Origin of the sequence: Brevibacillus panacihumi (genome assembly GCF_003710985.1) — a bacterium.
Taxonomy (GTDB): domain Bacteria; phylum Bacillota; class Bacilli; order Brevibacillales; family Brevibacillaceae; genus Brevibacillus; species Brevibacillus panacihumi.
In genome coordinates, this window is record NZ_RHHT01000003.1 from 49,765 (window position 1) to 75,544 (window position 25,780).

24 protein-coding genes, 1 riboswitch and 1 other annotated feature are annotated in these 25,780 nt (G+C 50.3%); of the genes, 17 read left to right on the plus strand and 7 right to left on the minus strand.

Annotated elements, in window-relative coordinates; genetic code table 11:
* The first annotated feature begins 2 nt into the window (after positions 1-2).
* From EDM58_RS03050 to EDM58_RS03105, 12 genes are all read left to right on the plus strand, one after another.
* Positions 3-2,249, plus strand: a complete 2,247-nt coding sequence (locus EDM58_RS03050; protein ID WP_122912033.1) for a cellulose biosynthesis cyclic di-GMP-binding regulatory protein BcsB — start codon at positions 3-5, stop codon at positions 2,247-2,249.
* 121 nt (positions 2,250-2,370) lie between these two features.
* Complete coding sequence (locus tag EDM58_RS03055) at positions 2,371-3,825, plus strand: DHA2 family efflux MFS transporter permease subunit (RefSeq protein ID WP_122912034.1); 1,455 nt, start codon at positions 2,371-2,373, stop codon at positions 3,823-3,825.
* A 170-nt stretch (positions 3,826-3,995) separates the two neighbouring features.
* On the plus strand, positions 3,996-5,300 hold the full coding sequence (locus tag EDM58_RS03060; protein WP_122912035.1) for a hypothetical protein: 1,305 nt from the start codon (positions 3,996-3,998) through the stop codon (positions 5,298-5,300).
* 343 nt (positions 5,301-5,643) lie between these two features.
* Positions 5,644-7,182 carry an AbgT family transporter gene (locus EDM58_RS03065; protein ID WP_122912036.1) on the plus strand — a complete coding sequence of 513 codons (1,539 nt, stop codon included), beginning with the start codon at positions 5,644-5,646 and terminating at the stop codon, positions 7,180-7,182.
* A 39-nt stretch (positions 7,183-7,221) separates the two neighbouring features.
* The gene (locus tag EDM58_RS03070; protein ID WP_122912037.1) at positions 7,222-8,481 is read left to right on the plus strand and encodes an amidohydrolase; all 1,260 of its coding nucleotides are present in this window, start codon (positions 7,222-7,224) and stop codon (positions 8,479-8,481) included.
* Between the two features lie 60 nt (positions 8,482-8,541).
* Positions 8,542-9,945, plus strand: a complete 1,404-nt coding sequence (locus EDM58_RS03075) for a M20 family metallopeptidase (protein ID WP_122912038.1) — start codon at positions 8,542-8,544, stop codon at positions 9,943-9,945.
* Between the two features lie 80 nt (positions 9,946-10,025).
* Positions 10,026-10,272: a binding site (T-box leader), on the plus strand.
* 74 nt (positions 10,273-10,346) lie between these two features.
* Positions 10,347-10,847: an Lrp/AsnC family transcriptional regulator gene (locus tag EDM58_RS03080; protein ID WP_031305559.1), complete on the plus strand. Its 501-nt coding sequence runs from the start codon at positions 10,347-10,349 to the stop codon at positions 10,845-10,847.
* Positions 10,844-12,028, plus strand: coding sequence for an aminotransferase (locus EDM58_RS03085; RefSeq protein ID WP_122912039.1), 1,185 nt, complete (start codon positions 10,844-10,846; stop codon positions 12,026-12,028). The genes EDM58_RS03080 and EDM58_RS03085 overlap by 4 nt, the downstream gene beginning before the upstream one ends.
* 297 nt (positions 12,029-12,325) lie before the next feature.
* The gene (locus EDM58_RS03090) at positions 12,326-12,865 is read left to right on the plus strand and encodes a sigma-70 family RNA polymerase sigma factor (protein WP_183187398.1); all 540 of its coding nucleotides are present in this window, start codon (positions 12,326-12,328) and stop codon (positions 12,863-12,865) included.
* Positions 12,858-13,925, plus strand: a complete 1,068-nt coding sequence (locus tag EDM58_RS03095; RefSeq protein ID WP_122912041.1) for a DUF4179 domain-containing protein — start codon at positions 12,858-12,860, stop codon at positions 13,923-13,925. The genes EDM58_RS03090 and EDM58_RS03095 overlap by 8 nt, the downstream gene beginning before the upstream one ends.
* A 108-nt stretch (positions 13,926-14,033) precedes the next feature.
* Entirely contained in the window at positions 14,034-14,354 is a 321-nt protein-coding gene (locus EDM58_RS03100; protein ID WP_122912042.1) for a hypothetical protein, read from the plus strand.
* 107 nt (positions 14,355-14,461) lie between these two features.
* Entirely contained in the window at positions 14,462-14,920 is a 459-nt protein-coding gene (locus tag EDM58_RS03105) for a DinB family protein (protein ID WP_122912043.1), read from the plus strand.
* Positions 14,921-14,997: 77 nt separating this feature from the next.
* Here the strand turns inward: EDM58_RS03105 and EDM58_RS03110 are convergent, their stop codons facing one another.
* On the minus strand, positions 14,998-15,912 hold the full coding sequence (locus tag EDM58_RS03110) for an amidoligase family protein (protein ID WP_122912044.1): 915 nt from the start codon (positions 15,910-15,912) through the stop codon (positions 14,998-15,000).
* A gap of 292 nt (positions 15,913-16,204) precedes the next feature.
* On the opposite strand from EDM58_RS03110, the gene EDM58_RS03115 reads away from it, so the two are divergent.
* Positions 16,205-16,972, plus strand: coding sequence for a putative protein N(5)-glutamine methyltransferase (locus tag EDM58_RS03115; protein WP_221175399.1), 768 nt, complete (start codon positions 16,205-16,207; stop codon positions 16,970-16,972).
* Between the two features lie 530 nt (positions 16,973-17,502).
* Positions 17,503-18,300, plus strand: coding sequence for a hypothetical protein (locus tag EDM58_RS03120; protein WP_122912046.1), 798 nt, complete (start codon positions 17,503-17,505; stop codon positions 18,298-18,300).
* Positions 18,301-18,662: 362 nt separating this feature from the next.
* On the opposite strand, the gene EDM58_RS03125 is transcribed toward EDM58_RS03120, so the two are convergent.
* The 3 genes from EDM58_RS03125 to EDM58_RS03135 form a co-directional block, all read right to left on the minus strand.
* Complete coding sequence (locus EDM58_RS03125; protein WP_122912047.1) at positions 18,663-20,102, minus strand: amino acid permease; 1,440 nt, start codon at positions 20,100-20,102, stop codon at positions 18,663-18,665.
* A gap of 123 nt (positions 20,103-20,225) precedes the next feature.
* Positions 20,226-20,414, minus strand: a riboswitch (Lysine riboswitch).
* Between the two features lie 81 nt (positions 20,415-20,495).
* Positions 20,496-20,846, minus strand: coding sequence for a VOC family protein (locus tag EDM58_RS03130; protein ID WP_023556068.1), 351 nt, complete (start codon positions 20,844-20,846; stop codon positions 20,496-20,498).
* Between the two features lie 78 nt (positions 20,847-20,924).
* Complete coding sequence (locus tag EDM58_RS03135; RefSeq protein ID WP_122912048.1) at positions 20,925-21,413, minus strand: DinB family protein; 489 nt, start codon at positions 21,411-21,413, stop codon at positions 20,925-20,927.
* Between the two features lie 152 nt (positions 21,414-21,565).
* Here EDM58_RS03135 and EDM58_RS03140 point away from each other — a divergent pair, with 152 nt between their 5' ends.
* Positions 21,566-22,123 carry a CGNR zinc finger domain-containing protein gene (locus tag EDM58_RS03140; protein ID WP_122912049.1) on the plus strand — a complete coding sequence of 186 codons (558 nt, stop codon included), beginning with the start codon at positions 21,566-21,568 and terminating at the stop codon, positions 22,121-22,123.
* 42 nt (positions 22,124-22,165) lie between these two features.
* Here EDM58_RS03140 and EDM58_RS03145 read toward each other — a convergent pair whose 3' ends face one another.
* Positions 22,166-22,963, minus strand: a complete 798-nt coding sequence (locus EDM58_RS03145) for an inositol monophosphatase family protein (RefSeq protein WP_183187399.1) — start codon at positions 22,961-22,963, stop codon at positions 22,166-22,168.
* The gene (locus EDM58_RS03150) at positions 22,963-23,754 is read right to left on the minus strand and encodes a TrmB family transcriptional regulator (protein WP_122912051.1); all 792 of its coding nucleotides are present in this window, start codon (positions 23,752-23,754) and stop codon (positions 22,963-22,965) included. The genes EDM58_RS03145 and EDM58_RS03150 overlap by 1 nt, the downstream gene beginning before the upstream one ends.
* Positions 23,755-23,901: 147 nt before the next feature.
* Between EDM58_RS03150 and EDM58_RS03155 the strand changes: the two genes are divergently transcribed.
* A complete protein-coding gene (locus tag EDM58_RS03155; protein ID WP_122912052.1) occupies positions 23,902-24,642 on the plus strand; it encodes an alpha/beta fold hydrolase in 741 nt (246 codons plus the stop codon).
* Between the two features lie 102 nt (positions 24,643-24,744).
* On the plus strand, positions 24,745-25,209 hold the full coding sequence (locus tag EDM58_RS03160) for a hypothetical protein (protein ID WP_122912053.1): 465 nt from the start codon (positions 24,745-24,747) through the stop codon (positions 25,207-25,209).
* 58 nt (positions 25,210-25,267) lie between these two features.
* On the opposite strand, the gene EDM58_RS03165 is transcribed toward EDM58_RS03160, so the two are convergent.
* Positions 25,268-25,705, minus strand: coding sequence for a Dps family protein (locus tag EDM58_RS03165; RefSeq protein ID WP_122912054.1), 438 nt, complete (start codon positions 25,703-25,705; stop codon positions 25,268-25,270).
* Positions 25,706-25,780 lie beyond the last annotated feature (75 nt).

A 25,780-nucleotide genomic window follows, 5' to 3' on the forward strand; every position in this document is an offset into this window, starting at 1 on the left:
CCATGAACAAAAACTGGAAACCAGCCTTCGCGGTCCTGACGATCACGGCTCTGCTTTTTGGTGAAGGAATCGGACATGCGTATGCCCAAGGTGCAATGGCAGCGCCAGCCAGCCAAACCCAAACAGCGGCAGCAAGTGCGCCAGTCTACAGCTTTGCGAGCCTGGCAAAGCAGAAAAATGCGATCTACACATCGAATGGATTGGGGCAGACTCCGGGGACAGTCGTCCGGTTTATCAATGAATCCATCACGCTTGGCGGCGTACAGGGAGCGGCGGATTATTATTACAGTGTGCCTCGGACATCGATTGGGGCCAACAGCTATCTGGAGATCAATTTTAGCCACTCAGAGCTGCTGCTGGCTGCACGGTCCACCCTAACGATCAGTGTGGATGACAAGCCGCTCAAGAGTATTTTTTTGACCAAGGAGACGGCGGCGGCAGGCAGTATCCGGATTCCGCTTGGAGCAGAAGAGACGTCCTCGGGCTTCCATAAACTGACGATTTCCAAACAGAGCGAGCTGACGGACGATCTCTGTGATGACCAGTCCAATCCTGCCAACTGGGTGAAGATCGGGAGAAGCTCGCATGTATTTATTGACTCGCATGCAACCGCCTCTTCTGCCGATCTTTTGCAGGACTTTCCATTGCCATTCGTAGAGCCGGGCAATCTGACCGAGGTCTACAGCACGATTGTCGTCCCCGACGCAGCTGATGCGGATGTCGTGGCGGCAGCTTTGCGAGTCGCCACTTCCCTGTCCGCACAAACAGCGACACATGCTTCGATCCCCATCCTGACAGAAAGCGAATGGAGTTCAAAAGGCACCCTGACACACGTGATTGCGATCGGCGGCCCGGAGGCATGGAACGGCCCGCTCAAGACATTGGTCGCAGAACAGGGAATCGCCGCCCGTGATCAAAAGCTTGGCATCGACACCTTCCAGATGCGGATCAACCAGTCCGCGACGGCCAAACTGCTGATGCTCGTCAGCCGGGGGAAGGATGCCAATCTGGAGCAATCCATCCACGTACTGACCGATCCTGCTTTGAACAAGCAATTGGCAGGCAATCAGATCGTCTTGCAAAACGTGCCTGCACTTCCCGGAAATCAGAACAAAGTAGGCGGGCAAAAGCTCACACTGGAGTCTGCGGGCTATTCGGATATCTTGCTGAAGCAGGGGGAGGACAGCGAGCAGCAGGTCGTAATGAGCCTGCCATCCCACTGGAAAGTGACGGGAGACGTCACCCTGGATCTGAAGCTGAGAGTCTCGCCATTGCTCATGCAGACGGAAGGAAGCGAAAAAGAGAAGAAACCGCAGCAGCATTTGACCGTCATGATCAATGGCGTCCCGCATACCGTTCTCCTACAGGAGTTAAAGGCAATAGACAAGAACGACGGCTACCTGCTTCGCCTACCGATCGACCCCTCCTTGCTGGAGGAAGGAAATCGTACGCTGAATCTCGCCTTTTCGGCTTCGCTTGAAGGGAAGGAAGCTGCGTGCTTGCCTGTGAGAGATTCGGGCAAATGGGTGTTTGTAGATAAAGCGAGCGCCTTGAACGTGCCGCATGAAACACCGTCGCTGCGCAGCTTCCAGTACTGGCCCTCCCCCTTGGTGCAGGAGCAAGGGCTGTCACAGACGGCATTCCTGCTCCCGGAGAAGCTGACTGGAACCTATCTGTCCCATCTTTCCCTTTTGCTCAATGAAATGGTAGACGGGAAAGAACTGCAAGCCAATGCGTTCACGATCTTCCGAGAGCCCTTGCAGCCGCAGGATCTGCAAAAAATGGCGGCATACCATGTGGTCGCAATGGGAGATTTGCAGCAGTATCCGACCTTGAAAGCGGCCCAGGGGCAACTGCTCATCCATCAGCCCAAGACGTTGGAACGCTACCATGTCATCAACGAAACGACCCGATTCGTCGCCTGGATTCAGCCTTCGCTGTGGAATCAGCAGCGGACATTGACCGTCTTTCAATCGGCCGAGGAAGGGGAGGCCGCTTTCGTTCATCCCACCTTGTTGTCCCACCTCAAAAGCGCACATGACGACGGTCAAATCGTCGTGATGAGCAAATCGAACGAGGTATTCACGATCCGGGTGGACGACGAGGGGGAAGAAACAGGCTTGGACAAGGCTGTCGGCAATATTCCCGTGTGGCTGATTGGAGTCGTACTGCTCGTTTTCTTGATCCTTCTCGGCATTTATATCCGGATGTTGAAAATCGAGAAGAAGAAGGCCAAAAGAAGAGGATAAGATGTGAAAGGCGTCAGACTGTCGAGTTGATCTTGACAGTCTGATTTGCCATAGAAAAAAAGATCGCCTACAATAGGTCAAATACAGATAGAGGTTAGTAGGAGAGGAGCTTGGAAAAACCATGCATGCAGAAGGAATCAGTCTCGAGAAAGAGGCAGATGCGGCGAACAGAAACGAGGAAATCAGAACGGTTCCGATTTTGATTTCGTTTTTGATCGCCGGTTTTGTCGGTTTGTTTGGTGAAACAGCGCTCAATATGGCTTTGAGCGACCTGATTCAAATCTTTGCCGTATCCCCGTCGACCATTCAGTGGCTGACAACCGGATTTTTATTGACACTAGGCATTTTGGTACCCGTTTCCGGGTTTTTGCTGCAATGGTTTACCACCCGGCAGCTGTTTGTAGGTGCGCTTTTATTCTCCATCGTCGGGACGTTTATTGCAGCCATCGCCCCATCCTTTAGCGTATTATTGCTGGCTCGCTGTATTCAGGCCATGGGGACTGCGCTGCTTCTTCCCTTGATGTTCAACACGATTCTCGTCATTATTCCTCCGAGCAGACGGGGAGCGACGATGGGACTGATTGGGCTCGTCATCATGTTTGCTCCGGCAGTAGGTCCGACCTTGTCCGGGCTCATTATCCAATCGCTGTCCTGGCACTGGATCTTTTGGATCTCCCTGCCGTTTTTCATTCTTGCACTGGTGTACGGCATGGTTTACATGCAAAACGTCACCACGCCGACCAGACCGAAAATCGACTTGCTTTCTGTCCTGCTGTCCACGCTAGGCTTTGGCGGAATCGTCTTTGGATTCAGCAATGCCGGCGAAGAGGGCGGCTGGGGCAATCCGGTGGTACTGACATCGCTGGTGATTGGCGGGATCGGTCTGCTCCTGTTTGTTCTTCGCCAGTTGAAGATGGAGCAGCCAATGCTGAACATGCGGGCATTTACCTATCCGATGTTTGTCATTGGCCTGCTGTTGGTTTTCGTCGGCTTCATGGTGATCCTCTCTTCGGTGATCCTGCTGCCGCTGTACTTGCAAAACTCGCTGCTGCTGACGACGTTCGCCGCCGGACTGATCCTGCTTCCGGGCGGGTTGATCAACGGGCTTTTATCCCCGCTGATGGGACGCCTGTTTGACAAATACGGTCCCAAGTGGCTGGTGATCCCTGGCCTGGTCGTAGCGGTTATTACGATGTTTTTCTTCCACGGCTTATCTACCGAGACTCCGATCTGGCTGATTGTGGCTTTGCACATCGCGCTGATGGTCGGAATAGCGATGGTGATGATGCCGGGACAGACGAACGGTCTCAACCAATTGCCGCCGGAGCTGTACCCGGATGGTACCGCGATCATGAACACCCTGCAGCAGGTGGCAGGCGCGATCGGAACGGCAGTCGCAATTTCGATCATGGCTGCCGGACAAAATCACTACCTGTCTGCGGTTGCGGATCCGCAGAACCCGGTGCATACGCCTTTTGCCTATGCCGCAGGTGTGCAGGAAGCCTTTCTGTTCGGTTTGGCCGCAGCGATTTTTGGCCTGATTATCTCGCTTTTTATCAAAAGAGTGAGGGTGTAGCCAGAAGGTTTCAGATGACAAGCGGGCAAAAGCAACCGTGACTGCGATCGATCGCCTCGGCGATCGGAACTGGGAGTATGCCCGGTCCGATTGCCGGGGCGATTTTCCTTGGAATCTTTGCTATGATAGGATTATCATTTATAATCCCATCAGATCAGGAGCTTCGAACTATGTATAAAATAGGTGTCGTTGGACCGCCGCCTTCCGTAGAGCGGATACTGGAAGTTGCAGATGAATTTGAGCACGAAATCGAATTTGTTCCGATTCCGTACGATGATGCCAAGTCTGTAAGCAGCATCGTCCTTGAATACAGCCGGGAATGTGACGGGTGGTTTTTTTCTGGGCCGATCCCGTACACGATTGCGAAAAGCGTACTGAGTCCCGATGCGAATATTGTCTATTGTCCGCCAACGGGATCCAATTTGTATCGGTGCTTTATCCGGATGTCCATCGATTGCGGCGAGGTTGTAAAGTGCGTTTCTGTCGACATGATCGACTCCGAGCGAAAATACTTGCACGAATCCTTGCATGAGCTCGATATTCCTTTAGAGGATCATCACATCCTGACGTATGATGAAAATTACGATGCCCAGAAAATTACACAGTATCATCTCGACCTATGGAAAGCCGGGAAAACACAAGGAGTATTTACAACCCTTTCTTCTGTAGAACGCGCACTGAAAGCCGAAGGTATCCCTGTCTATCGTGTCTTGATGACGAAAATGGAAATCAAGCAAGTGATGAAGATTGTGATAGAGAAGGCGAAAAGCTCTTATTTCAAGGATACGCAGATCGGTGTGGAAATCATTGAGCTTGAGGAAATGGACAAGATCGCGGAGAGGTCGAAAACGCGGTTTCATCTGCAGCATCTCGAATTGAAAATCAGGCAGACTTTGCTGCTTTTGTGCGAAAAGCTGGATGGATCGCTTCTGGCCAACGGGAACGGACGATACCAGATCTTCAGCACGCGCGGCGCGATTCAACGGGAAATCGAGATGCTTCGTAACACGGTCCGGCAGCTGTCGCTCGATGCGGATGTACCCGTGGCAGTCGGGGTCGGATTCGGGGAAACGGCGTTCTCTGCTGAGAACAACGCACGAAAAGCGATCCAGCACGCGAAGGAGAGGCCAGAATCCGGGATCGTCATCGTCCAGGATGACGGGGTCATTTTGGAAGCAGTCGGGGAAGCGGACCAGCTGTCGTATTCTTTCCGTTCCAATGACAAAGAGTTGTTGGAAAAACTGAACAAGGCCAATGTTAGCATCAAAACGTACAATAAGATCGAGGCGTTGGTTCAGCGAATGGGCTGGGGTGCGTTTACGACGACAGACATCGCGGAGTATTTGTCCATGACTGTACGGAATGCCCAGCGAATCATGGGCAGCTTGTGCGAATACGGCCTGGCCGAATTAATTGGCGAAGAACAGCAGGGAGTTCGAGGCAGGCCGAAAAAAATGTATATGCTAAAGAATTGAGGAGCACCCGAAATTATTCGGGTGTTTTTTCTATTTCATAAAGTCGAAGACGAATGAAGCATTTGTATTTTGCAAGAAGTCTAACAATTGTATTGAAATGTTTTTAACTATACTATATAATCCAATTAAACGAAATTGTCTTTTTATGTTCGTAAAATGACGAACGAACTTTACGGGAGGAAAGGGGAGCGTTTTTCAGTCAAAACTGAAACAGAAATGAAAGGGCTTTCAATTTGTGATTGAAAAAGACTGATCACTCACTCAGCGCTGTATTATTTCCCGAAAGAATAATACGACGGCATGAGGAAAAGAGGTATAAAACGACGCTAAGGGGGGTTCTCATATGAGTGCACATCCAATCCGAACAGACCAAATCGATCAGCAGTCAGAAGGAAGGGGCCTTTTGAAGTGGGTCGAGCGAATCGGGAACAAGCTGCCCAACCCATTCATGCTTTTCCTTTACCTGATCGCCATTTTGATGGTCGCCACCGCCCTCTTGTCCTGGTTCCACGTAACAGCGATGGATCCGATCAAAAATGAACAAGTAGCGGTGAAAAATCTGCTTAGCCAAGAGGGCCTCCAATGGCTGCTGCCCAACATCATCAAAAACTTCTCCGGATTCCTGCCGCTCGGGGCGATTCTGACCTTGATGCTTGGGGTCGGGTTGGCTGAAAAGGTAGGGCTTTTGGAAGCGGTTATCCGCAAAATGTCCCTGAAAGTAAGCGCCCGCTATGCCAGCTATCTGGTAGCATTTATCGCCTTTTTTAGTCATGTGTCTTCTGACGCAGCTTTCGTGATTATGCCTCCACTGGGAGCCATGATCTTCATGGCAGTAGGGCGTAACCCGATCGCCGGTCTTTTGGCTGCGATCGCGGGTGTTGGGTCCGGTTTTACCGCGAATATCCTGATCGTGACGACAGACGTCTTGCTTTCCGGTATCAGCTCGGAGATTTCAAAAGGCGTTGATCCGAACGTAACGGTCAGCGTTTTGGACAACTGGTTCTTCATGGCGGCTTCCGTATTCTTGCTGTCCGCAATCATCGGCTTTATCACCGATAAATACATCGAACCGAGGCTGGGTGTCTACAAAGGGGATAAGGTCGGCAAACTGGAAGATCTAAGCGATATCCAAAAGAAAGGTCTTCGCGCTGCAGGTGTGGCGGCATTGGTGTTCATTGCTGTCATCGCAGCATTAGTGGTTCCTGCCAACGGTATTCTTCGCGATCCGAAACTGGGCACTGTCGTTCCATCTCCTTTCATTTCGGGAATTGTACCTGTTATTTTGCTGTTCTTCTTCACGGTTGCGATTACGTACGGCTTGAAAGTCGGGGTAATCAAAAAGCAAAATGACATTCCTGCCTTGCTGACTGATCCGATCAAAGGAATGGCTGGTTTTATCGTCATGGTGTTCCCGCTGTCGCAATTCGTCGCGATGTTCAACTGGAGCAACATGGGCAGCTTCCTCGCCCTGTCTATTACAGACGTGCTGGAAAAAATGAACATGACAGGCGCTCCAGTCTTCATCGGCTTGATGTTTTTGTCCGCGTTCCTCTGTATGTTTATCGCCAGTGGTTCTGCGATCTGGTCGCTTTTGGCACCGGTGTTCATTCCGATGTTCATGGCGTTGGGCTTCCACCCCGCATTCGCGCAAATTGCATTCCGGATTGCCGACTCGTCCGTCATTCCGTTCGCGATTGTGTCACCCTTCATCCCGTTGTTCCTGGGCTTCCTGCAGGAATACAATAAGGATGCCAAGCTGGGAACCTACTATTCCCTGATTCTGCCTTACCCGATCGCGATCTTCATCTTGTGGACGCTGCTCTTTATTGCTTGGTATTTCCTTGGCTTGCCAATCGGTCCTGGGGTTTATCCTCATATGTAAGGATAAAGCTGCCCCAAAGAGAATAAGGAGGTATAAGTAATGATGGATTTGGTTTCTTTACGAAGAGATTTTCATATGCATCCAGAAGTAGGCTTCACTGAATTTCGCACTGCTGCCAAAGTGGTGGAAATTCTGACTTCGCTTGGATACGACGTGATTTACGGACAAGATGCGTTGGACGGGCCCTCTCGCAGGGGCCTGCCTGCGCAGGAAGTCCTGGACCAAGCATATGAACGGGCGCTGCGTGACGGTGCCAATCCCGCCATCGCAGCAAAAATGCGCGGCGGCTACACAGCTGTAATCGGTGTGAAAAAGGGAAAGGCGGACGGACCTACGGTGGCGTTTCGCTTTGATATGGATTCCCTGCCCGTATTGGAGAGTCAAGAAGAAGATCACTTCCCTACGGCAAATGGCTTTCGATCCCGCTATGAAGGCAATATGCACGCATGTGCCCATGATGGACATACCACCATCGGTCTGGGGCTGGCGGAAAAGCTTGCAGACGGAGACTTTTCCGGCACCGTCAAACTGATATTCCAACCCGCAGAGGAAGGCGTGCGCGGCGCTTATTCGATCGTGCAAAAAGGACTTTTGGACGATGTGGATTACATTTTCTGCCATCATCTCGGAGTCAATGTCCCGCTGGGTGAAATCCACGGCGGTTCCCACGGGTTTCTCGCGACGACGAAAATGCTGGCTCATTTCCACGGTGTCTCCTCCCATGCAGGCGCATCGCCTGAGGTAGGGAAAAATGCTTTGCTGGGAGCAGCTACCGCTTTGCTTAACATTCATGCAATTACCCGATTTAGCTCCTCCGATACCCGCATCAACGTCGGCGTGCTGGAAGGTGGAACGGCAGCAAACATCATCCCTGCCTATGCGAAAATGATCGTGGAGACCCGCTCCGCGACGGAAGAGGTCAATGCCGAGCTCGAAAAACGAGTTCGCAACATTATCGCCAGCAGCGCTGCCATGCACGATCTCAATTATGAAATTGAAGTCATCGGAGGAGCCATTCCGATTGACTATGACGATGAGATGGCCGATCTGGCTTTGGAAGAGGCAAAAAAGGTCGAAGGCTTCCATTCTTTTAAAAAGGGTGAACAAAACTCGATGGGCAGCGAGGATGCCAGCTTTATGATCAAGCGCGTGCAGGATCGCGGGGGCAAAGGGACGTACATGTCGATTGGAACGGATATTCCGGCACCCCACCATCATCCGAAGTTCGACATTCAGGAGGAAATTCTTCCGCGCAGCGTAGAGTTGCTGAATCGAATTGCGAGACGGCTTCTTGCGTAAAGACTCTTCTATCGGTCACAGGCGAAGCTTCATACTGCAAAATAGAGAGGATGTTCCGATATGCATACACAACGGATTGCAGACATGATCGAAAGCAAAAGAGAGACGTTTATCAAGGTGAGCGACCGCATCTGGGAGTTTGCAGAGACTCGTTTCGAAGAATTCCAGTCGGCCGAACTGCTCGCGAGCACCCTGGAGAGCGAAGGGTTTACGGTAGAGAAAGGCGTCGGCGGAATCAAGACGGCTTTTATCGGAAGTTTCGGAAGCGGCGGTCCGATTGTCGCGATTTTGGGAGAATATGACGCCCTTTCCGGCATGAGTCAAAAGAAAGGTCAGGCGAAACAGGAAGCCGAGGTGCCAGGCGCAAACGGACATGGCTGCGGCCACAATCTGCTCGGCACCGCTTCCCTGGCGGCAGCGGTCGCGGTAAAACAATACATGGAAGAAAACAATCTGCCCGGCACGGTTCGCTACTACGGCTGCCCAGGGGAAGAAGGCGGCTCCGGTAAAACCTTCATGGCACGTGCGGGATTGTTCGATGACGTAGATTTTGCACTCTGCTGGCACCCGATGGGCTACAACAGCATCATGGCGATGAATTCACTTGCCAACTACCAAGTGTATTTCAAATTCCACGGGAAAAGCTCCCACGCTGCCGCCAGCCCGCATCTCGGACGCAGTGCCCTGGATGCCGTCGAGCTGATGAATGTCGGCGTGAACTACCTGCGCGAGCACATCATCCCGGAAGCACGTATACACTACGCAGTTACCAACACAGGCGGCTTTTCGCCGAACGTTGTGCAGTCGTACGCAGAAGTTCTTTACCTGGTGCGCGCTCCAAAAGTGGATCTCGTACAGGAAATTTACGAGCGTGTCTGCAAAATCGCCCGAGGCGCTGCGCTCATGACCGAAACCGAAGTGGAGATCGTCTTTGACAAAGCATGCTCCAACCTGGTGCAAAATCAAACGCTGGAAGAAGTCATGTACCGTAATTTCCAGCAACTGGGTGTTCCGGTCCACGACGAGGCAGAACTGGCTTTGGCCAAAGAGGTACGTTCCACGTTGACTGAGTCAGAATTGCGCACGTCGGAAAAAGAGACGCCAGACGGCCCGGACGCAGATATGGTTACCTGGCTGAATTCGTATACTGGCGAGCAAAGACCGCTCAACGGCTCCTCCGATGTAGGGGACGTAAGCTGGATCACACCAACCGCCCAATGCACGACAGCTTGCTTCATCAATGGCTCGACGCTGCACTCCTGGCAATGGGTCACGCTCGGTGCAACTTCCATTGGTCATAAAGGAATGCTGCATGCCGGTAAAGTAATGGCTGCAACAGCCGTGGATATGCTGAAAAATCCAGAGCTGATCGAAAAAGCCAAAGTCGAATTGAAACAACGTCTGGGCAAAGAGAAGTATGTATGCCCGATTCCGGATGATGTCATGCCTTCCGTGAAAAAATAGAAGGGTGTGACCAGCAGGTTTCAGTTGACAAGCGGGCAAAAGCTTTTTATAATCTGAGTCATTCAAGCAAAGCCATAACAGACAACGCTGTGAAAAGGAAAGTAGAAGAGAGCTTTGACGCAAAGAGAGCGGCCTGCATGCTGAAAGGGCCGTCGCAAACTCTTTTTGAACGCCACCTTGGAGCACTGCCTTTGAACCTGTTTCGTTTTTCGTAGAAGGCAGCGACTGGCCCTCGTTATTGGGCGCACGTCTTATTTGACTGCATGAGTTTGTCTTTTGTGAGAGGGACAAAAAAGCTGAGTGGTACCGCGATCGTTCGCCTCAGCAATCGGAACCAGGTGTATGCCCGGTCCCGGTTGCTGGGGCGTTTTTGATTTTACAAAGAGAATGGAGTGGTGAGAATGAACCGTCAAAAACAGATGGAGCTGCTGCGTCTTTTGGAAGAGGACAGCAGACAGGATGTAGAACAACTGGCGAAGATGCTGGCGGAGCCGAAAGAAGAGATAGAGAAGGCGATCGCCGCTTTGGAAGAGGAAAACATCATTGTGAAATATCCCGCGCTGATCAACTGGGAGCGGGTTGACGATCATCCGTATGTGACGGCCATGATCGATGTAAAAGTAACGCCGAAGCGCGATGTGGGCTTTGATGAGGTGGCCAAGCGCATCTGCCGTTTTCCCGAAGTGCAGGCAGTCTATCTGATGTCGGGAGCCAGCTACGATCTCTCGGTAGTGCTGGAAGGGAAAACGATGCGCGAGGTGGCGTCGTTCGTCTCGCAAAAGCTGGCGACGATCGACTCTGTCGTATCGACAGCAACGCATTTTATCCTGCAGCGCTACAAGCATGACGGCATCGAGTTGGAAGATCGTGATGAAGATCGCAGGATGGTGGTAACCCCATGAGTACACAATCAACCTTGACTGCAAAACGTCGTTTGTCTTCTACAGTCGCGTCTTTGAAGCCATCGGGAATCCGCCGCTTTTTTGACCTGGCGGCATCGATGGAAGGCGTCATCTCGCTCGGGGTCGGGGAGCCGGATTTCGTCACGCCGTGGCGGATGCGGGAAGCGTCGATCTCGTCGCTGGAGCGCGGCTATACCGCCTACACCTCCAATGCCGGGATGCTGGAGCTGCGTGTAGAGATTCAAAAGTATCTGGAGGAGCGCTTTTCCGTCAGCTATCATCCCGAGAAGGAAATCCTCGTGACAGTCGGGGCCAGTGAAGCGATTGACATCGCCTTGCGGGCGATCCTCGATCCGGGCGATGAGGTATTGGTCGTTGAGCCTTGCTACGTATCCTACGAGCCGGTGATCCGTCTGGCTGGCGGGGTGCCCGTCTTTTTGAAGACGACGATGGAGAACCAGTTCAAGCTGACACCACAGGAACTGGAATCACATATTACCGCTCGGACCAAAGCCATTATCTTCTGCTATCCGAACAACCCGACGGGAAGCACGATGAGCGCTGCGGAATGGCAAGCCTTGCTGCCGATCCTCGAAAAGCATGATCTGCTGGTCATCTCCGACGAAATTTACGGGGAGCTGACATACGGACGCATGCACGACAGCATCGCCGCATTGCCTGGGATGAAGGAGCGGACGATCCTGATCTCCGGTTTCTCGAAAGCCTTTGCCATGACAGGCTGGCGTCTCGGCTACGTCTGTGCAGAGCCAGAGCTGCTCGCGGGGATGCTGAAGATTCATCAGTACACCATGCTGTGCGCCCCCACGATGGCACAGATGGCGGCGCTGGAAGCCCTGCGTCATGGACGCGGCGACATGGAGCGGATGGTGGAGAGCTATCGGCAGCGGCGCAATTACGTCGTAGACGGCTTCCGTCAGATCGGACTTGCCTGCCATGAGCCGGAGGGCGCGTTTTACGCTTTCCCTTCCATTGCCTCGACAGGGCTCACAGCCGCAGACTTCGCGGAAAAGCTGCTGATGGAAGAAAAAGTGGCCGTGGTTCCAGGAGATGTGTTCGGAGAGAGCGGGCATGGGCATATCCGCTGCTCCTACGCGACCTCAATGGAGCAGTTGAAAAAGGCGCTGGATCGGATGGAGCGTTTTGTGAGCAAGTTGTCTTAGGTGTTGCCAAGGGGGCGTCAAGACGATCATTGGCGTGCCTCAGCTACAACTACGTCACCCCGGTGAAGCTTCAGGATGGCAGAGAAGCCGTCCTGTAGCTGGGTGTGCCGGGCATAAAGATTCAATCAGAGCTCGCAGCTCTGGACGTGTACGCGGGGATTCCCTAGTCCCCCAATATCTTCCTTTTGAGAACTTGCCGATAAGGCAAGTTTTTTCTTTTTGCAAAAAGTATGAACCGAACTGCTCTCTCGTTGTGTCTATCATATGAGAGACTTCAAACAGGATGTGAAGAATCAAATGAGAGAAGCGATGAATTACAGCGACGAAGAGCTTGCTTGTTCAGGAGATGTGGAGGCTTTTACGAGGTTGATCAAGAAAAACGAGCGAAGCTTGTATCGAGTAGCCCGTACCATATTACAATCCGAAAACGAGTGCCTGGACGCTGCGCAGGAAGCAATTTTAAAAGCGTATCATTCATTGTCTACATTACGTGAGCCCCGTTTGTTCCATTCATGGCTTATGCGTATCCTTGTGAATGAATGCCACCGTCTGGCCCGCAAAACCAGCAAACTTATGTTACTAGACGATTGGCAAGAGCCAGCATCACCCTACCGTTTTGAAGAGAACGTCGAGCTGCAAGAAGCGGTTCAGTTCTTGGAGAAAGAACTTCGACTCTGTATCGTTCTTTACTACTTTGAAGATATTGCGATTAAAGATATGGCGCTCATTCTGAGCCAACCAGAGGGAACCATCAAATCTCGATTGAGTCGCGCTAGAAAAAAGTTGGCTGCCTATTTCACTTCGGAGTCTACGGAATGGAGGAAAGGTTATGAATGAAAGACAAGTGGATAAAGAGCTTCGACAAATTGCCAAGAGAGCGACTGGAGAAGTTCCGGCACATTTCTCCGCTGGAATTGATCAAGTCCTAGAATCGCTCCCACTTCCCAATCGCCATGTACAAAAAAAGTCATACGTACGAAAGAACAATTGGCTGATCCCAGTTGCTTGCCTCATAGTAGGTATGTTTCTGTTGGTCAGTACGGGGTTTGTTTCCCCAACCATGGCCCATATGCTCAAAACATTGCCGTATGTGGGCTCAATCTTCGGATTTATAGGGGATTCCGGGGTAAAAGAAGCGAATCAGCAAGGGCTGACTCAACCACTGGATCAAACGGAGACAGACCAGGGGATCACCGTCGCACTCAAAGAAGCCTATCACGATCGTCTGAACCTCTCTATCGGCTTTACAGTTACATTCCCGCCGAATGTGGATGGGTTTCAACATATAGAAAAATTGAGTTACAACTGGGGAGGGCAGTCAACCACAAGAACGTTCACGGCAGAGGAAGCCAAAAAGAACTATCTACTGCATTGGCGTCACGTTGGAGGAAATACGTACTACGGAACATTCCAGCCGTTTTTCATGGAGGAATTGCCTCAAGAATTCACGCTGCAATTGGGGTTGCAGAAGATGGGGGGCGTTGAAGGCAACTGGTCATTTGAGATTCCGCTTTCCCGAACGTCGGCAGATGAGGTTACGAAAGTAATGGAGCCAAACGTCTCAGGTCAATCTAGAGGGTACACTCTAACGGTTGAACAAATTGTTCGAACCCCTAGTGCAACTAGAATTGTTTTTGGGGTACAGGGTGAAGGCGGGTCTTTCAACTTGAGCGATGACGAAAAGTGGTATCAGATCATGCTTTTGTCGGATGCGATTCGCGTTTTCGATTCAAATGGTGTTCCTCTTTCCAGCATTACTGACGAAAAGGGAAATAGACGAGGCGGCATTGTCGGGGAATCCCGGTTTACGAAGGATTTTCATCCCATTTCGGCGAACTCAAGCTCCATTACGATCGTTGTTGACCAACAATTGCGGTTTGAAATCCCCCTAGACTGACTAGGACATAATATCTGGAGTACAGATTCAGGCGTGACAAGTATCTTTCATTCAAGATCGGTTTGAATTGAAGGAACAGTCAGGATCATTCATGGAAGGGGGAAGTCTATGCCTGATATTGAAGCCAAAATTACTTTAATAAAAAGTAATGGTAGTGAAGCTGGAAGACATAGTGTGGCTTATTCAGGTTATCGTCCTGCACATTTGATTACAGATGATTATTTAACGACTGGAGAGCATGATTACTACGGCGATGCTGTAGCCGAGCCAGGTAAGACTGTTATGGGCACAATTACTTTTCTTTCACCCGAAGCTTATCCTCGAACTTTATGGATTGGAAAAAAGATCAGAATTCAGGAAGGATCAAGAATTGTCGGCTATGCTGAAGTAACACAGATTTTCAATGAATTGTTAAGAAAACAAGATTAAGATAACGGGTTCGCTAGTAAACGGGTGACTTATTATTGGCTAAAACCACGAAGGTATTTGATCCATAATCATGAAAATATGTATGTATTGATAGAGGAGGGGATCGGATGGAAAAGTTGATCGAGGAGTACAGTCAAGACTATGCGCTGCTGCGAGAAGCCATCGAAGGGTTGTCTGAGGAACAGCTGCGTTTCCAACCTGCACCGGACAAATGGAGCATCCATCAGATTGTGATTCATGTGGCCGATGCCGAAATCCTGGCGACACACCGGCTGAGAAAAGTCTTGGCGGAGGAAGAACCGCTTCTGCTGTCATTCGATCAGGAAGCTTGGACGGATAACCTGGATTATGAACGATTGGACCGCGAGCAGCATCTCCTCCTGTTCCAATTGCTGCGGGCCAGCATGCTGCCGCTTCTGGAAAATCTGACCCCCGAGCAGCTTGAGCGGGTCGGGAAATATCCCGATGGAGTGCAGTATACGTTCAAAGAACTGCTGGAATTGCGGGTTCAGCACGTCCGTGTTCACCTCGCCCAGATCGAGCGGGTAAAGCAGGCATTTCGCTAAAATAGGAATGTGGATTGAATGAAAAGCACGTTTATTATAAAGCCCCCCTAACTAGAGGGGGCCGATCTAAAGCAATCTTATGAATCTGGGAGCTTACCTTCCACTTTCCAGCCGTTTGAAGATAAATGGAAAAGGTATTTTATCAGCTTGCCATCGGGATTCTCGATGGCGACCAATAAACCATCTGGCCTAGGCAGTATATGAAGGATTTCGCTATCTGGGACGAGGCTGGTGGCTATAGGGGTTAATATCGGTACCAACATATTTTCCAACCATATTCTCTCTCGATACCAAAGTGGGGCGGGCATGGGCGGAGGATACCCGGTGAGAGGTACTCCGAGGTCATTTGCCATTTGTTTGGGATTACATGAAAGCTTGCGTCCTGCACCAACGGCTGCAACGAAGCGAAGACAAAATTCGACGGTAGTGATTACTTCATCGTATTTCAAAGTGCCGTTAGCATAACGAATTTCTACTGTCCTGTTATCGAACCATGCAGCAAGGTTGATGCCACACCGATGGGATTGAGGACGCCCTCTATGTCGAAGAGCGGCATCCCCTGGGGCGGAAAGAAACTGATCCCGCATTTCCCTGGTGACAGGAGGGCAGTATACCAGCCGATCTTCACTAGTATTTAAAACGTATTTCACTGATTCTTGATATTGCAATGCAGCATCGATAAAATCGGGAATTGCTTCTTCCCCCCAAGGCTCCATGCTAGCGTGGACGTGAAGTCCGCAATTCCAATTTACCCTCGCTCCTGTCGCAATGAGCCTTTTCAACATCGCTTTGATTTGTTCCCGATCTTTCCACTGAATGGGGGGAGTTTGAAGCTCGCTGCCGGACTCTTCGCCTGTATCATCAATTTGCCGTTCATCCAACGCCATTGTCCAGCCTGGCAAAAGCTCGACAACCTCGGGGTTCCCCCCAACAAATTCAATCTCGACGCCAAAATAAAGGTTTTTCCAATCCATAATAATAGGCTTCATCATTCGCCATCCTCCCTGGTTGTGATTGTCACGTTATTTAGGGGGGAAGGCGGCGGAGCACGGGATTAACGAGGGACTTTTTTTCTTGTCAAGAAAAACGCCTCCTGATTAACAGTTTGTAATATATAGATATTATAATCCGAAAAGAATTGGAATCACAAACCTATCAAGAAGCCCGGGATTCCTTGATCGATAAGGAGTCCCGGTTTCATGTTAAGTAGTCCTTTGATTACTATGATTTTCGATTATGATAAAATAAGCAACGAACCTTTCATTTCTAACGGAAGTAGATGATATCATTAACAAAATAATCGTAAACCGGCTTCGCGCTGCTGGTTGTGTTTTTGCTGAAGATGAGGCCCAATTGCTTATCTCCGAAGCACAGACAACAGCTGAGCTCGATGACATGGTAAACCGACGAGTCGCAGGCTTGCCACTCGAACATATTCTTGGCTGGGCCGAGTTCTGTGGTCTGAGGATAGCCGTGGACACTGGGGTTTTCGTACCACGTCAACGTACCGAGTTTTTAGTCCGCCAAGCTATTGCCCTAGCACGTTCAGAAGCCGTAGTGGTGGACCTGTGTTGCGGTTCGGGTGCGTTGGGTGCCGTGTTAGCCGGAAATGTAGAGCGGATCGAGTTGCACGCAGTGGACATCGACCCTGTCGCAGTAAGGTGCGCTCAAAGGAACATCACTACCGCGGGTGGTCACGTCTATGAAGGTGATCTTTATGAACCTCTGCCCTCCACATTGAGGAACCGTGTCGAAATCCTAGTCGCTAATGTACCCTACGTACCGACCGAGTCTATCAGGCTACTTCCCTCAGAGGCCAGAATATATGAAGCCCCCGTGGCACTTAATGGAGGCGAGGATGGACTTGACGTGATGCGGCGAGTAGCGACTGAGGCGGCACTCTGGCTGATTCCAGGTGGTCACTTATTGGTCGAGACTAGTGAGCGACAGCTGCCACTAGCCGTCGAAATCTTCGCACGCAACGGGTTAACCCCGCAAGTTGCAACTGACCAGGAACTAGACGCTACCATCGTTATCGGAACAAGAACCTAGCTCGTTTCGAAGGTAAACGAACGGGTTCGATCGTTGTTTCATAAAAAGAGGTATTCAGGAATGTATTTTGTCTGCTCCTGAATACCTTTATTTATTTTCCAATTAGATTTTCACTGAAAACTTGCAATCATGCCTTTTGCCATCTCCCTGTCGGATTCCTTCCCTGTAACAAGGGCGAATTTGGCGACAAGGGCCGGATAGGCAGCCCACTGCTCGATGATATGCTCATGCATGACAAATTTTGGTGTACACGAAAATAAGCACCATTTGACATCATGGACATCTGAATGGATAGAAAGATAAATCTATAACTAATGAAACTTGAAAATAAAGAGCAAGGGGCTCTCTCCTCCTTCATCATTTCTTTTTATTTTTAAAAATAATCTTGAATATGAACGGTGAAAAAATAATTAATAGAGGAATTAATGCCACTACTCCCATAACTATCTTTTCCAATTAATTCTCCTCCTTCTGTTTACATTATTGGGAATATATTGCAATATTATAACAAAATTCTAGGAGGTGTTTTTGTGAAAGGATTTCGTTTTCTGCTATTTTTTGCAGCAATGAGCCTTCTTTTAATGACAACACCGATCTTTGCAAACAGTAATGAAAGCCATCAGTTTGGAGTATCGATTCCAACAACTCAAGAATTCAAGGATGAAGACTCAGATAAAAAAGTTCAGCTTAGAGAAAAGAGAGATTTCAAAGTAGATGAAGAGCTGGAGAGAGAACTAAAAAAACTAACAAATGATATTACTGAAAAAAATGGAGAAGTTCAGTTCGATGAAAATAAGTATATATCGCTTAAAGATAAAAAAGGGAAAAGCTTCATAGTAGATAAAAAATATTTAAAATACCTTGAAGATGTATCCGATATTGATTTGTCCGAATCAAGAGCAACAATTCCAAATATCTTTGAAAATATCACCAAAAATGAACCAGCCGAAGAACAGCAACCTACTAAAGAAAAAATTTTAAAAGATATTAATTCCCCAGATGCGATTATAAACAGTTGGTGTGATGGGACAGGCCCCATAGGGGACTGCAGAGTTGAAACATATAAAGAAGAGCGCATAGTTACTAAAAAACAATACCTTTATTCAGAATGGAGACCTGATATTGAGATTATTGGAGATATCCCGGTACCTATTTTTAAAAAGGTTGACATTTGCTATATTTTATTTGACAAATATAGAACTCCAAGATACCGTTGTGATTATCAAGGTTGTGTAACTTATGTAACAGGACCAAAAGAATATGTTGGTGAATTCGCAAGTCCAGATATGGATTGCGATGATTTGCCTGATGTTGGGCAAAAATTCTAAGTTTATAGTTAAACGTCCGAATTGATTTTCGGGCGTTTTCGCTTTTTTCAGCGATACCCCGGTTACTACGAAATGTCTATGTAGAGAGGAGAATTCTCCCTCTGTCACCCCAAATCACGGTCTCGTCCCTGTTCCGATTAACTTCCCAATTCTCTTAGTTCGGATTCTACGAAAAAAAGATGTACTGTAACTCAATTGCCAACTAAGAATGGGATGATTCGATTTGATTTTTTCCGTGGATGTTGGACAAAACCTTAGTATCCACACATAACCCTTTAATCATTTGAGATAAATACAGAGTAACATTGTTCTGTCCCCCACGCAAAAGAGACATGGAATGCAAGCGCACCCCATGTCTTTTTCTATTCCTGACGCAAGTCTACTTGCTCCAATTCGACCACTTTCGTCTTTTTGCTCCATTTATACCCCAGCCAGACGATCAGGAAGAGCGGAAGGCCGATGTAGGAGACAGCCACGCCGTACCAGTCGATGGTGTCGCCGAGGAACGCCCCATAGTTCTGACCGATAATGACGATCAGACAGATGATGAAGGCAAAGATCGGGCCAAACGGGAACCACTTCGCCTTGTACGGCAATTCCCGCAGGTCGCGTCCTTGCACCAGAAAAGCCTTGCGGAAGCGGTAGTGGCTGATGGCGATTCCCAGCCAGGCGATGAAGCCGGACATCCCGGAGGCGTTCAGCAGCCAGACGTAGACCACGCCATCTCCGAACAGGGAAGACAAGAAAGCAAATGCGCCGATCAGGGCCGTCAAGATCAAAGCGTTGATCGGTACGCCGTGGCGTGTCAGCTTGGCAAACATCTTCGGTGCCTTGCCTTCCTTCGCGAGATTCCAGAGCATCCGTGTAGAAGCGTACATCCCCGAGTTCCCCGCAGAGAGGACGGAGGTAAGAATGACTGCGTTCATGACGGAAGCCGCGAAGGCAAAGCCTGCTTTTTCAAAGACGATGGTAAACGGACTGATGGCGATGTCGGTCAGATCCCCGCTGATCAGATTCGGATTGTCATATGGGACGAGCAGTCCGATAATGAAAATCGCCAAAATGTAAAACAGCAGGATGCGCCAAAAAATCTGGCGGATGGCACGCGGAATGTTGCGGGCAGGATCTTCGCTCTCCCCGGCCGCGATCCCCACCAGCTCGGTCCCCTGGAAGGAGAAGCCGGCGATCATGAAGACGCCGAGCATCGCCATGAATCCGCCGCTGAAAGGAGCGTCACCCTTGGTGAAGTTTTGGAAACCGACTGCTTCGCCGCCCATGATGCCAAAAATCATCAGAATCCCAAAGATGATGAAAAGAATGACAGTCACTACTTTAATCAGGGAGAACCAGTATTCTGATTCACCGTAACCTTTTACGGATAACATATTTAGTCCGAACATGAGCAGCAGGAACAATGCGCTCCAAATCATCGACGGCACATCTGGCAGCCAGTATTTCATGATCAGCGCGGCGGCGGATAGCTCTACCGCAATCGTGATGGCCCAGTTGTACCAATAATTCCAGCCCAATGCAAAGCCGAGAGATGGATCGACGAACCGGGTGGCATAGGTGCTGAAGGAGCCGGAAACCGGCATAAAGGCAGCCATTTCCCCCAGGCTGGTCATCAAAAAGTACACCATGATGCTGATCGCGATGTAAGCGACCAAGGCACCGCCCGGACCTGCGGAATGAATCGAGCCGCCACTGGCGAGAAACAATCCTGTACCGATCGATCCGCCGATGGCAATCATCGTCAGGTGGCGGGCTTTCAGACCGCGCTTGAGTTGCTGTTGGTTAGACATGATGCGTAAGCACGACCTTTCATAAGAGATATTTTTGGTGAAAGGAAGGTCGGAGAAACGAAAAAACCGCCCTTAGCCCAAATATAGGCCAAGAGCGGTATATTCAATCCCCACCAAGCCTTCACGGAAGATAGCACAACACGTCAGCGCAGGCTCGCCAACGTGACAGTTCTGTCCCTTTCGAGTACAGCCCCAGCCCGTTTGCACAAAAGATGCAGTGCGGGCTTCGGCAGCTTTTCCCTCTTCTGTAGTCCTCGATATCTTTTGTATCTCGTACAGATTCCTATAAAAGCCGCGACCTCTATCCTCATCGTGAAAGATGAGGATAACATGTATGAGATTATGTTACTCATCAAGTATAGTAAAAATTTGATCGAAATCAAGTATTTTGTCCTATTTATGTTGGATCAAACCGATGCCAAGTCCTACCGGATCCACGAGATACGCGAGATAGAAGGCATCGAACTCCATTTTATCGCGTACGATTTGCGCGCCGTTTTCAACCGCTGCCTTGATGGTTTCATCAATCGATTCCACTTCAATCACAACCCGCGTGCCATGGGGATAATCAGCTGGCCCCAGCGAAATCCCGCCATTGATTCCCGGCTGGTTGTCAGAGCCTGTCGCCACCTCCCGATAGCCCCAATTCGGCGCTGCCACCTGCCAGCCAAAGACAGAAGAATAAAAAGATGATGCCCGCTCCGGGTCCTGGCTGTTCATTTCAAATAGTACCACCCTCGACATACGATCGCCTCCTAGCAAAATTTGGATCCGAATTGATAGGAATATTCGCGAGAGTGGGGTTCATGTCCTGCAAAAAAATCAGGAACGTTGCGCGGGCCAGGTTCCCCGGAGCTTGCGCAATTGCACGATTTGACCGGTGTGAAAAGCATCGTGCATCACCAGGCTCATGGCGCTTTGCTGTACCGAGACCTGAGGCAAGGGCTGCTGAAGCTCCTCCATGGTCAGGGAGCGCAGTTTTTCATAGAGGAGATGATGAACTTCTTCCAGACGCTGGACGGTTCGTTTCCAGGCTTCTTCGTCGTCGCTGCTTCCCTGCGGGATAAAGGTATCTTCATTGCTCTGCGCATCGGAGACAAATTCTGTGCCCGACAGACGATGGAGGAAGCGTTCTTTGTAGTACAGCAGATGGCTGACGGTCTCCCAGATGGTATTGGCTGCCGCTCCGTCTGCCCTCCAGCTTGCTTCCTTCGCATCTACGCCAGTTAAGGCAGCACGCAAAGGCGGATACCAGTCCTCCTCGTCATACGTCCATCTCCACTCCTGCAGCAACAACTCTTTCACATCCATGCGAATCCTCCTCGTCTATTCAAGCTTATTTAAGTTGCACCTGTAACCAACGTAAATTAATTTGTTGGTTACAAGTTGGAATGTACCATATGTTGGTATATCATGCAAGATACAGATACGTTTTTTTGCATTGGACAAATGGAGGAATGTGAGTGGAGTGGCTCTGTGTAGACTTTTTAAATAGTGATTGGAGAGATTGGCGCGGCTCCGGCCGTTCGGAAAATCGTTTGGAGAAAACCGAATGGATGGAAGCTTTTCTGCATAAATGGAATCTGACCGCGCCGCTGCCTGCCCCGCAATCGGAGCTTGCATCGTTGCTCTCCTTGCGCCATTTGCTGCGGCAGATGGTCGAAGCTGTGGTCGAGGGCAAGGCCATCTCTGTAAAGGATTTGGATGCGCTGAATCAAGTCCTGGCTTTGTCGCCGTCACATCTGCGCCTGTCCCTAGCAGAACAGGATTATCGGCTGGAGCAGGTAAGTGCGGCAGGGGGCTGGGACAACGTCATGGGAAGGATTGCGGAGTCTTTTGCCGATCTGCTGGTTCATCAGGATCGTCGGAGGCTGAAAATATGCGACAACCGGGATTGTCAGTGGGTCTTTTTTGATGAGAGCCGCAACCGGGTGCGCCGCTGGTGTGATGACAAGGCGTGCGGGAATCTCATGAAAGTGCGCCGGTTTCGAGAGAGGCAAAAAGAGAAGGGAGAAGCGTAGAAAAAGCGCTTCTCCCTTTTTTGCAAGGGGGAATGATTAGCCTCAAGCCGCTATCAGCTTGAGCAACTGGGGATGAAGGGATGTCCCTGAAGCCAGAATTCCTGCGGAGCTCCAGCCGAATTCCTCTCCTGAAGCCGCCGTGACCCGTCCGCCAGCCTCTTGCACCAAAAGAGAACCTGCCAGCCAATCGTAGAGACCTGTCCCGTATTCCCAGTATCCGTCCAGCCGACCGCAAGCTACGTAAGCCAATTGCAGGGAACCCGCTCCCAGTACGCGTGTCGCAAATACTTCCGGCATCACACGAGAGACGGATTCTGCCGTCTGCTTGCCAATCTCCTCATTCATCGGAAAAGAAGAGGCGTACAAGGTCCCGGCTATCGACTGCGAGAGGTCGGTTTTTTTGCTTGCGTGTATCCTTTCGCCATTTCTCCACGCACCTTGACCTGCGCATGCAGTAAACAGCTCGTCTCGGCAAGGATCGTAGATGAAGGAGACGACCGCCTTTCCGTTTTTCACCAGGCAGAGTGTACTCGCCCACATCGTGACGCCATTTAGAAAATGGACCGCCCCATCGATCGGATCAGCAACCCAGTATGGCTGTTCAAACTCTGGCTGCTGTTGCATGGAGACGTCGAATTCGGCATCGGACCAGGCGTAATCGGGAAAATGCTGTGCCAGGGCCATTCGCAGCTGGTCTTGCGCCGCATCGTTCACATGCTGGAAGCGCTCCGTCATTTCCGCAGTAGTCGCGCAGGGATCGAAGGTATGGAAGTGCCGCAGCAGCTCTTTTCCCACCCGACGAATGAGTTCCTCGCAAAAACGCAATTCTGTTCCGTTCATCACAGTTTCCATCCTTTCTCATGTACAAAATGGTGTAGGAGCTTTTCGTAGTGCTCGCCGTATTTCTCTGTCAGCTCGTCTTTGAAATCGGCTTCGATTCTCTGCATCAGCATGTCGTGATAGAAAGCATTTTTCAGCATGGCTACGACGGCGGGATGTGTCGTCTCCAGGGCAGCAGGCTTGATCGCGCCGCCAAAGCTCCCGAGCATGGCCGTCTGCGAGTCGCACAGGAGCGAGAATTTCCGGGCCTCGGCATCTGGCCAATCGTCTCCGCGCTTGTGCACGAATAATTGGGTAAGCCGGGTCGCCACCTCGCCCAAAGAGATCAGGACGACTGTGACACCGCGCTCTTCCGCTTGCAGCAAGGCTTGCTCTACTACGGGTACATCCTCCGCAAAAAAGTCGGCGATCACCATTTCCCGGGCGTTGGCGATCATGCGGTGCAGCGCAGTCTGCAAGGCGTCGGCTCCCTGCCAGTTGTAAAAGGACGGGTTGCTGCGCGGCGGAGCGGAGAGCTCCTTGATCAATGTTTTGGCAGTCAGATCAAACGAGCTTTGCAAATAGCGAACCACCTCTTGGATCGGGACGGCATCATAGAGGACGGGATCAGCCTCGGTTTGCCGGATGATTCCCTTTTCCAGCAAGGAACGAAGTGCGGCATACACGTTGGTCCGGGAGACGGAGACGCGCTTGGCTACTTCATATCCCGAGATGCCTGCTTCATCGTGCAAGGCTAGATAGCAGCGTGCCTCCAAATCGGACAGACCGAGTAGCTTCAGATGTTCGATCATGGGCAAACCCCTCATTTCACAGTAGTAGTATGATTAAATACTACTATTGTGAAAGCAAGACGTCAAGGACCGTTAAACTTCCTGAAAGGACGAGGAAAATAGAGGCATACTAAGAAAACGTGCAACAGGATAGAGGGAGGGTTGACGATGAGTGACAGAAGGCGCAGATTCAAAAGAGGGCTTTTCCTGTTGTTGTTGATTGCTGCCTGTACGGCGATCTGGTTCCTGCGTCCGTTTCCGCCAAATGAGACGGCATTGAAGGCGATGCAGGGAGGAGAAGGCATCACTGTGACGGACTACGGAGAGTGGGTTGTTTTTGAAGGGGGCCGATCTTTTGATCCTTCCGTGATTTTGTACCCGGGAGCGAGAGTCACGCCTGAGAGTTATGCGCCGCTTGCCCGCCTGCTCGCGGGATACGGTCATCGCGTCTTTATCGCCCGAATGCCGTTCAATCTGGCAGTCACTGACATACAGCGTGCGGATGAATTATTGAAAAACTTTCCTGATCAGCCCTTTGTCATTGGAGGGCATTCGATGGGGGGCGCGATGGCTGCTCGCTATGCCGCGCTTCATCCGGACCGGTTCAGCGGTGTGTTTTTTCTCGCTGCTTATCCGGACAAGCGCGGCGATCTCAGCCTGACGAAGCTCCCGGTCCTGTCCTTGCTTGGGACGCGGGATGGCATCGTTAATCAACAGAAATTCGAAGCCGGCAAAAGCTTCCTTCCCACCCAGGCGGTCTATATGAGTATAGAGGGAGGAAACCACTCCCAGTTCGGCAGTTACGGGATGCAAAAAGGGGATTATCCGGCGATTATTTCGGCGCAGGACCAGTGGCAGCAGACAGCCGCTGCCCTGGAGCAGTGGATGCTCCTGACCATGCTGCGTTGACCTTGAAAAAGACGGAGATATTTGATAGGAGAAAGTGGAAACAGAGCCGTCTTATGTATTATGATGAAAGAAGTATTCTGAATAATAAAGGGGAACAACGCAATGTTTAATGAGCGAAAAGCGTTGCAGATGACATTACAGGCATTATTGGAACAACGAATGGCGTTGCGCAGGCAATATGTGGATCAGGACAAGCAGCTTGGCGGCGAGATCAAGCAGGTGTTGTCGCGGATTCGGGAATTGGATGCGGAGGATGGGGAAGATCCGGGCCAGTTTTTCCAGGAGGCTGCCGCATCCTCCGCAGAGGAGATTCCAAGCGCGATGCTGCAAAAGGTAAAGGTGAGAAAGACGCATATCCGGCATGATTACCAGCAGGTCGCAAATCAAATCAAGGAAATTTTGCGCGAGCGCATGTCTCCGGTGTCGCTGGCGGAATTGTGCGAAGAGTTGAAAGAGCGGCACGGTGTTGAATTTTCAAGTGAGTACATCGGCATTCAAAAGTCGTTAAAGCTGCTTCCAGAGGTGAAGGTAGGGAAATCGGGAAGAAAGCTCACCTTTTCCTTGTAAAGAATAGAAAAAAAGGGCAAAGTGAGGTTTCCCGCTTCGCCCTTTCTTTTTTGGTTTGTTATTGCAGGAATGCTTTCAGCATCCAGTTGTGTTTTTCCAGCTGTGCCCGAATAGCCAAGAGCATATCGTAGGTTTCTTCATCACCAGCTTGCTCGGCGATCTCCATCGCCAGCTTCAGCTCGTCCACCATGATGCCGAAGTCGCGTACAATGGATTCAACCATTTGCTCGGCTGTTTCCTTGCCAGATGCCTCCTGAATGCTGGCAGCCTGCAAACAGCCGGATAGAGTAGCGACAGGTTGACCGCCCAGAGTCAAGACGCGCTCGGCCAGCTCGTCGATATGTGCGGCGGCTTCTGTGTAGAATTCCTCGAATTTGGGATGCAAGGTAAAGAAGTGAGGGCCTTTCACGTACCAGTGATAGTTGTGCAGTTTGGTGTAGAGAACAGTCCAGTTGGCGACTTGTTTATTTAAGGCTTCAAAAAGTTGTTTTTCCATGAGTGTTTCTCTCCTTATTTAGAATTATTATTTGTTTATACTTATTATAAACTAGGTACAGAAAATGTCAACCAT

Bases quoted from the DNA above. Each gene is read 5' to 3' on its own strand.
- EDM58_RS03050 (WP_122912033.1), top strand. From the start codon at position 3: ATGAACAAAAACTGGAAACCAGCCTTCGCGGTCCTGACGATCACGGCT.
- EDM58_RS03055 (WP_122912034.1), top strand. From the start codon at position 2,371: ATGCATGCAGAAGGAATCAGTCTCGAGAAAGAGGCAGATGCGGCGAAC.
- EDM58_RS03060 (WP_122912035.1), top strand. From the start codon at position 3,996: ATGTATAAAATAGGTGTCGTTGGACCGCCGCCTTCCGTAGAGCGGATA.
- EDM58_RS03065 (WP_122912036.1), top strand. From the start codon at position 5,644: ATGAGTGCACATCCAATCCGAACAGACCAAATCGATCAGCAGTCAGAA.
- EDM58_RS03070 (WP_122912037.1), top strand. From the start codon at position 7,222: ATGATGGATTTGGTTTCTTTACGAAGAGATTTTCATATGCATCCAGAA.
- EDM58_RS03075 (WP_122912038.1), top strand. From the start codon at position 8,542: ATGCATACACAACGGATTGCAGACATGATCGAAAGCAAAAGAGAGACG.
- EDM58_RS03080 (WP_031305559.1), top strand. From the start codon at position 10,347: ATGAACCGTCAAAAACAGATGGAGCTGCTGCGTCTTTTGGAAGAGGAC.
- EDM58_RS03085 (WP_122912039.1), top strand. From the start codon at position 10,844: ATGAGTACACAATCAACCTTGACTGCAAAACGTCGTTTGTCTTCTACA.
- EDM58_RS03090 (WP_183187398.1), top strand. From the start codon at position 12,326: ATGAGAGAAGCGATGAATTACAGCGACGAAGAGCTTGCTTGTTCAGGA.
- EDM58_RS03095 (WP_122912041.1), top strand. From the start codon at position 12,858: ATGAATGAAAGACAAGTGGATAAAGAGCTTCGACAAATTGCCAAGAGA.
- EDM58_RS03100 (WP_122912042.1), top strand. From the start codon at position 14,034: ATGCCTGATATTGAAGCCAAAATTACTTTAATAAAAAGTAATGGTAGT.
- EDM58_RS03105 (WP_122912043.1), top strand. From the start codon at position 14,462: ATGGAAAAGTTGATCGAGGAGTACAGTCAAGACTATGCGCTGCTGCGA.
- EDM58_RS03110 (WP_122912044.1), bottom strand. From the start codon at position 15,912: ATGATGAAGCCTATTATTATGGATTGGAAAAACCTTTATTTTGGCGTC.
- EDM58_RS03125 (WP_122912047.1), bottom strand. From the start codon at position 20,102: ATGTCTAACCAACAGCAACTCAAGCGCGGTCTGAAAGCCCGCCACCTG.
- EDM58_RS03130 (WP_023556068.1), bottom strand. From the start codon at position 20,846: ATGTCGAGGGTGGTACTATTTGAAATGAACAGCCAGGACCCGGAGCGG.
- EDM58_RS03135 (WP_122912048.1), bottom strand. From the start codon at position 21,413: ATGGATGTGAAAGAGTTGTTGCTGCAGGAGTGGAGATGGACGTATGAC.
- EDM58_RS03145 (WP_183187399.1), bottom strand. From the start codon at position 22,963: ATGAACGGAACAGAATTGCGTTTTTGCGAGGAACTCATTCGTCGGGTG.
- EDM58_RS03150 (WP_122912051.1), bottom strand. From the start codon at position 23,754: ATGATCGAACATCTGAAGCTACTCGGTCTGTCCGATTTGGAGGCACGC.
- EDM58_RS03155 (WP_122912052.1), top strand. From the start codon at position 23,902: ATGAGTGACAGAAGGCGCAGATTCAAAAGAGGGCTTTTCCTGTTGTTG.
- EDM58_RS03160 (WP_122912053.1), top strand. From the start codon at position 24,745: ATGTTTAATGAGCGAAAAGCGTTGCAGATGACATTACAGGCATTATTG.
- EDM58_RS03165 (WP_122912054.1), bottom strand. From the start codon at position 25,705: ATGGAAAAACAACTTTTTGAAGCCTTAAATAAACAAGTCGCCAACTGG.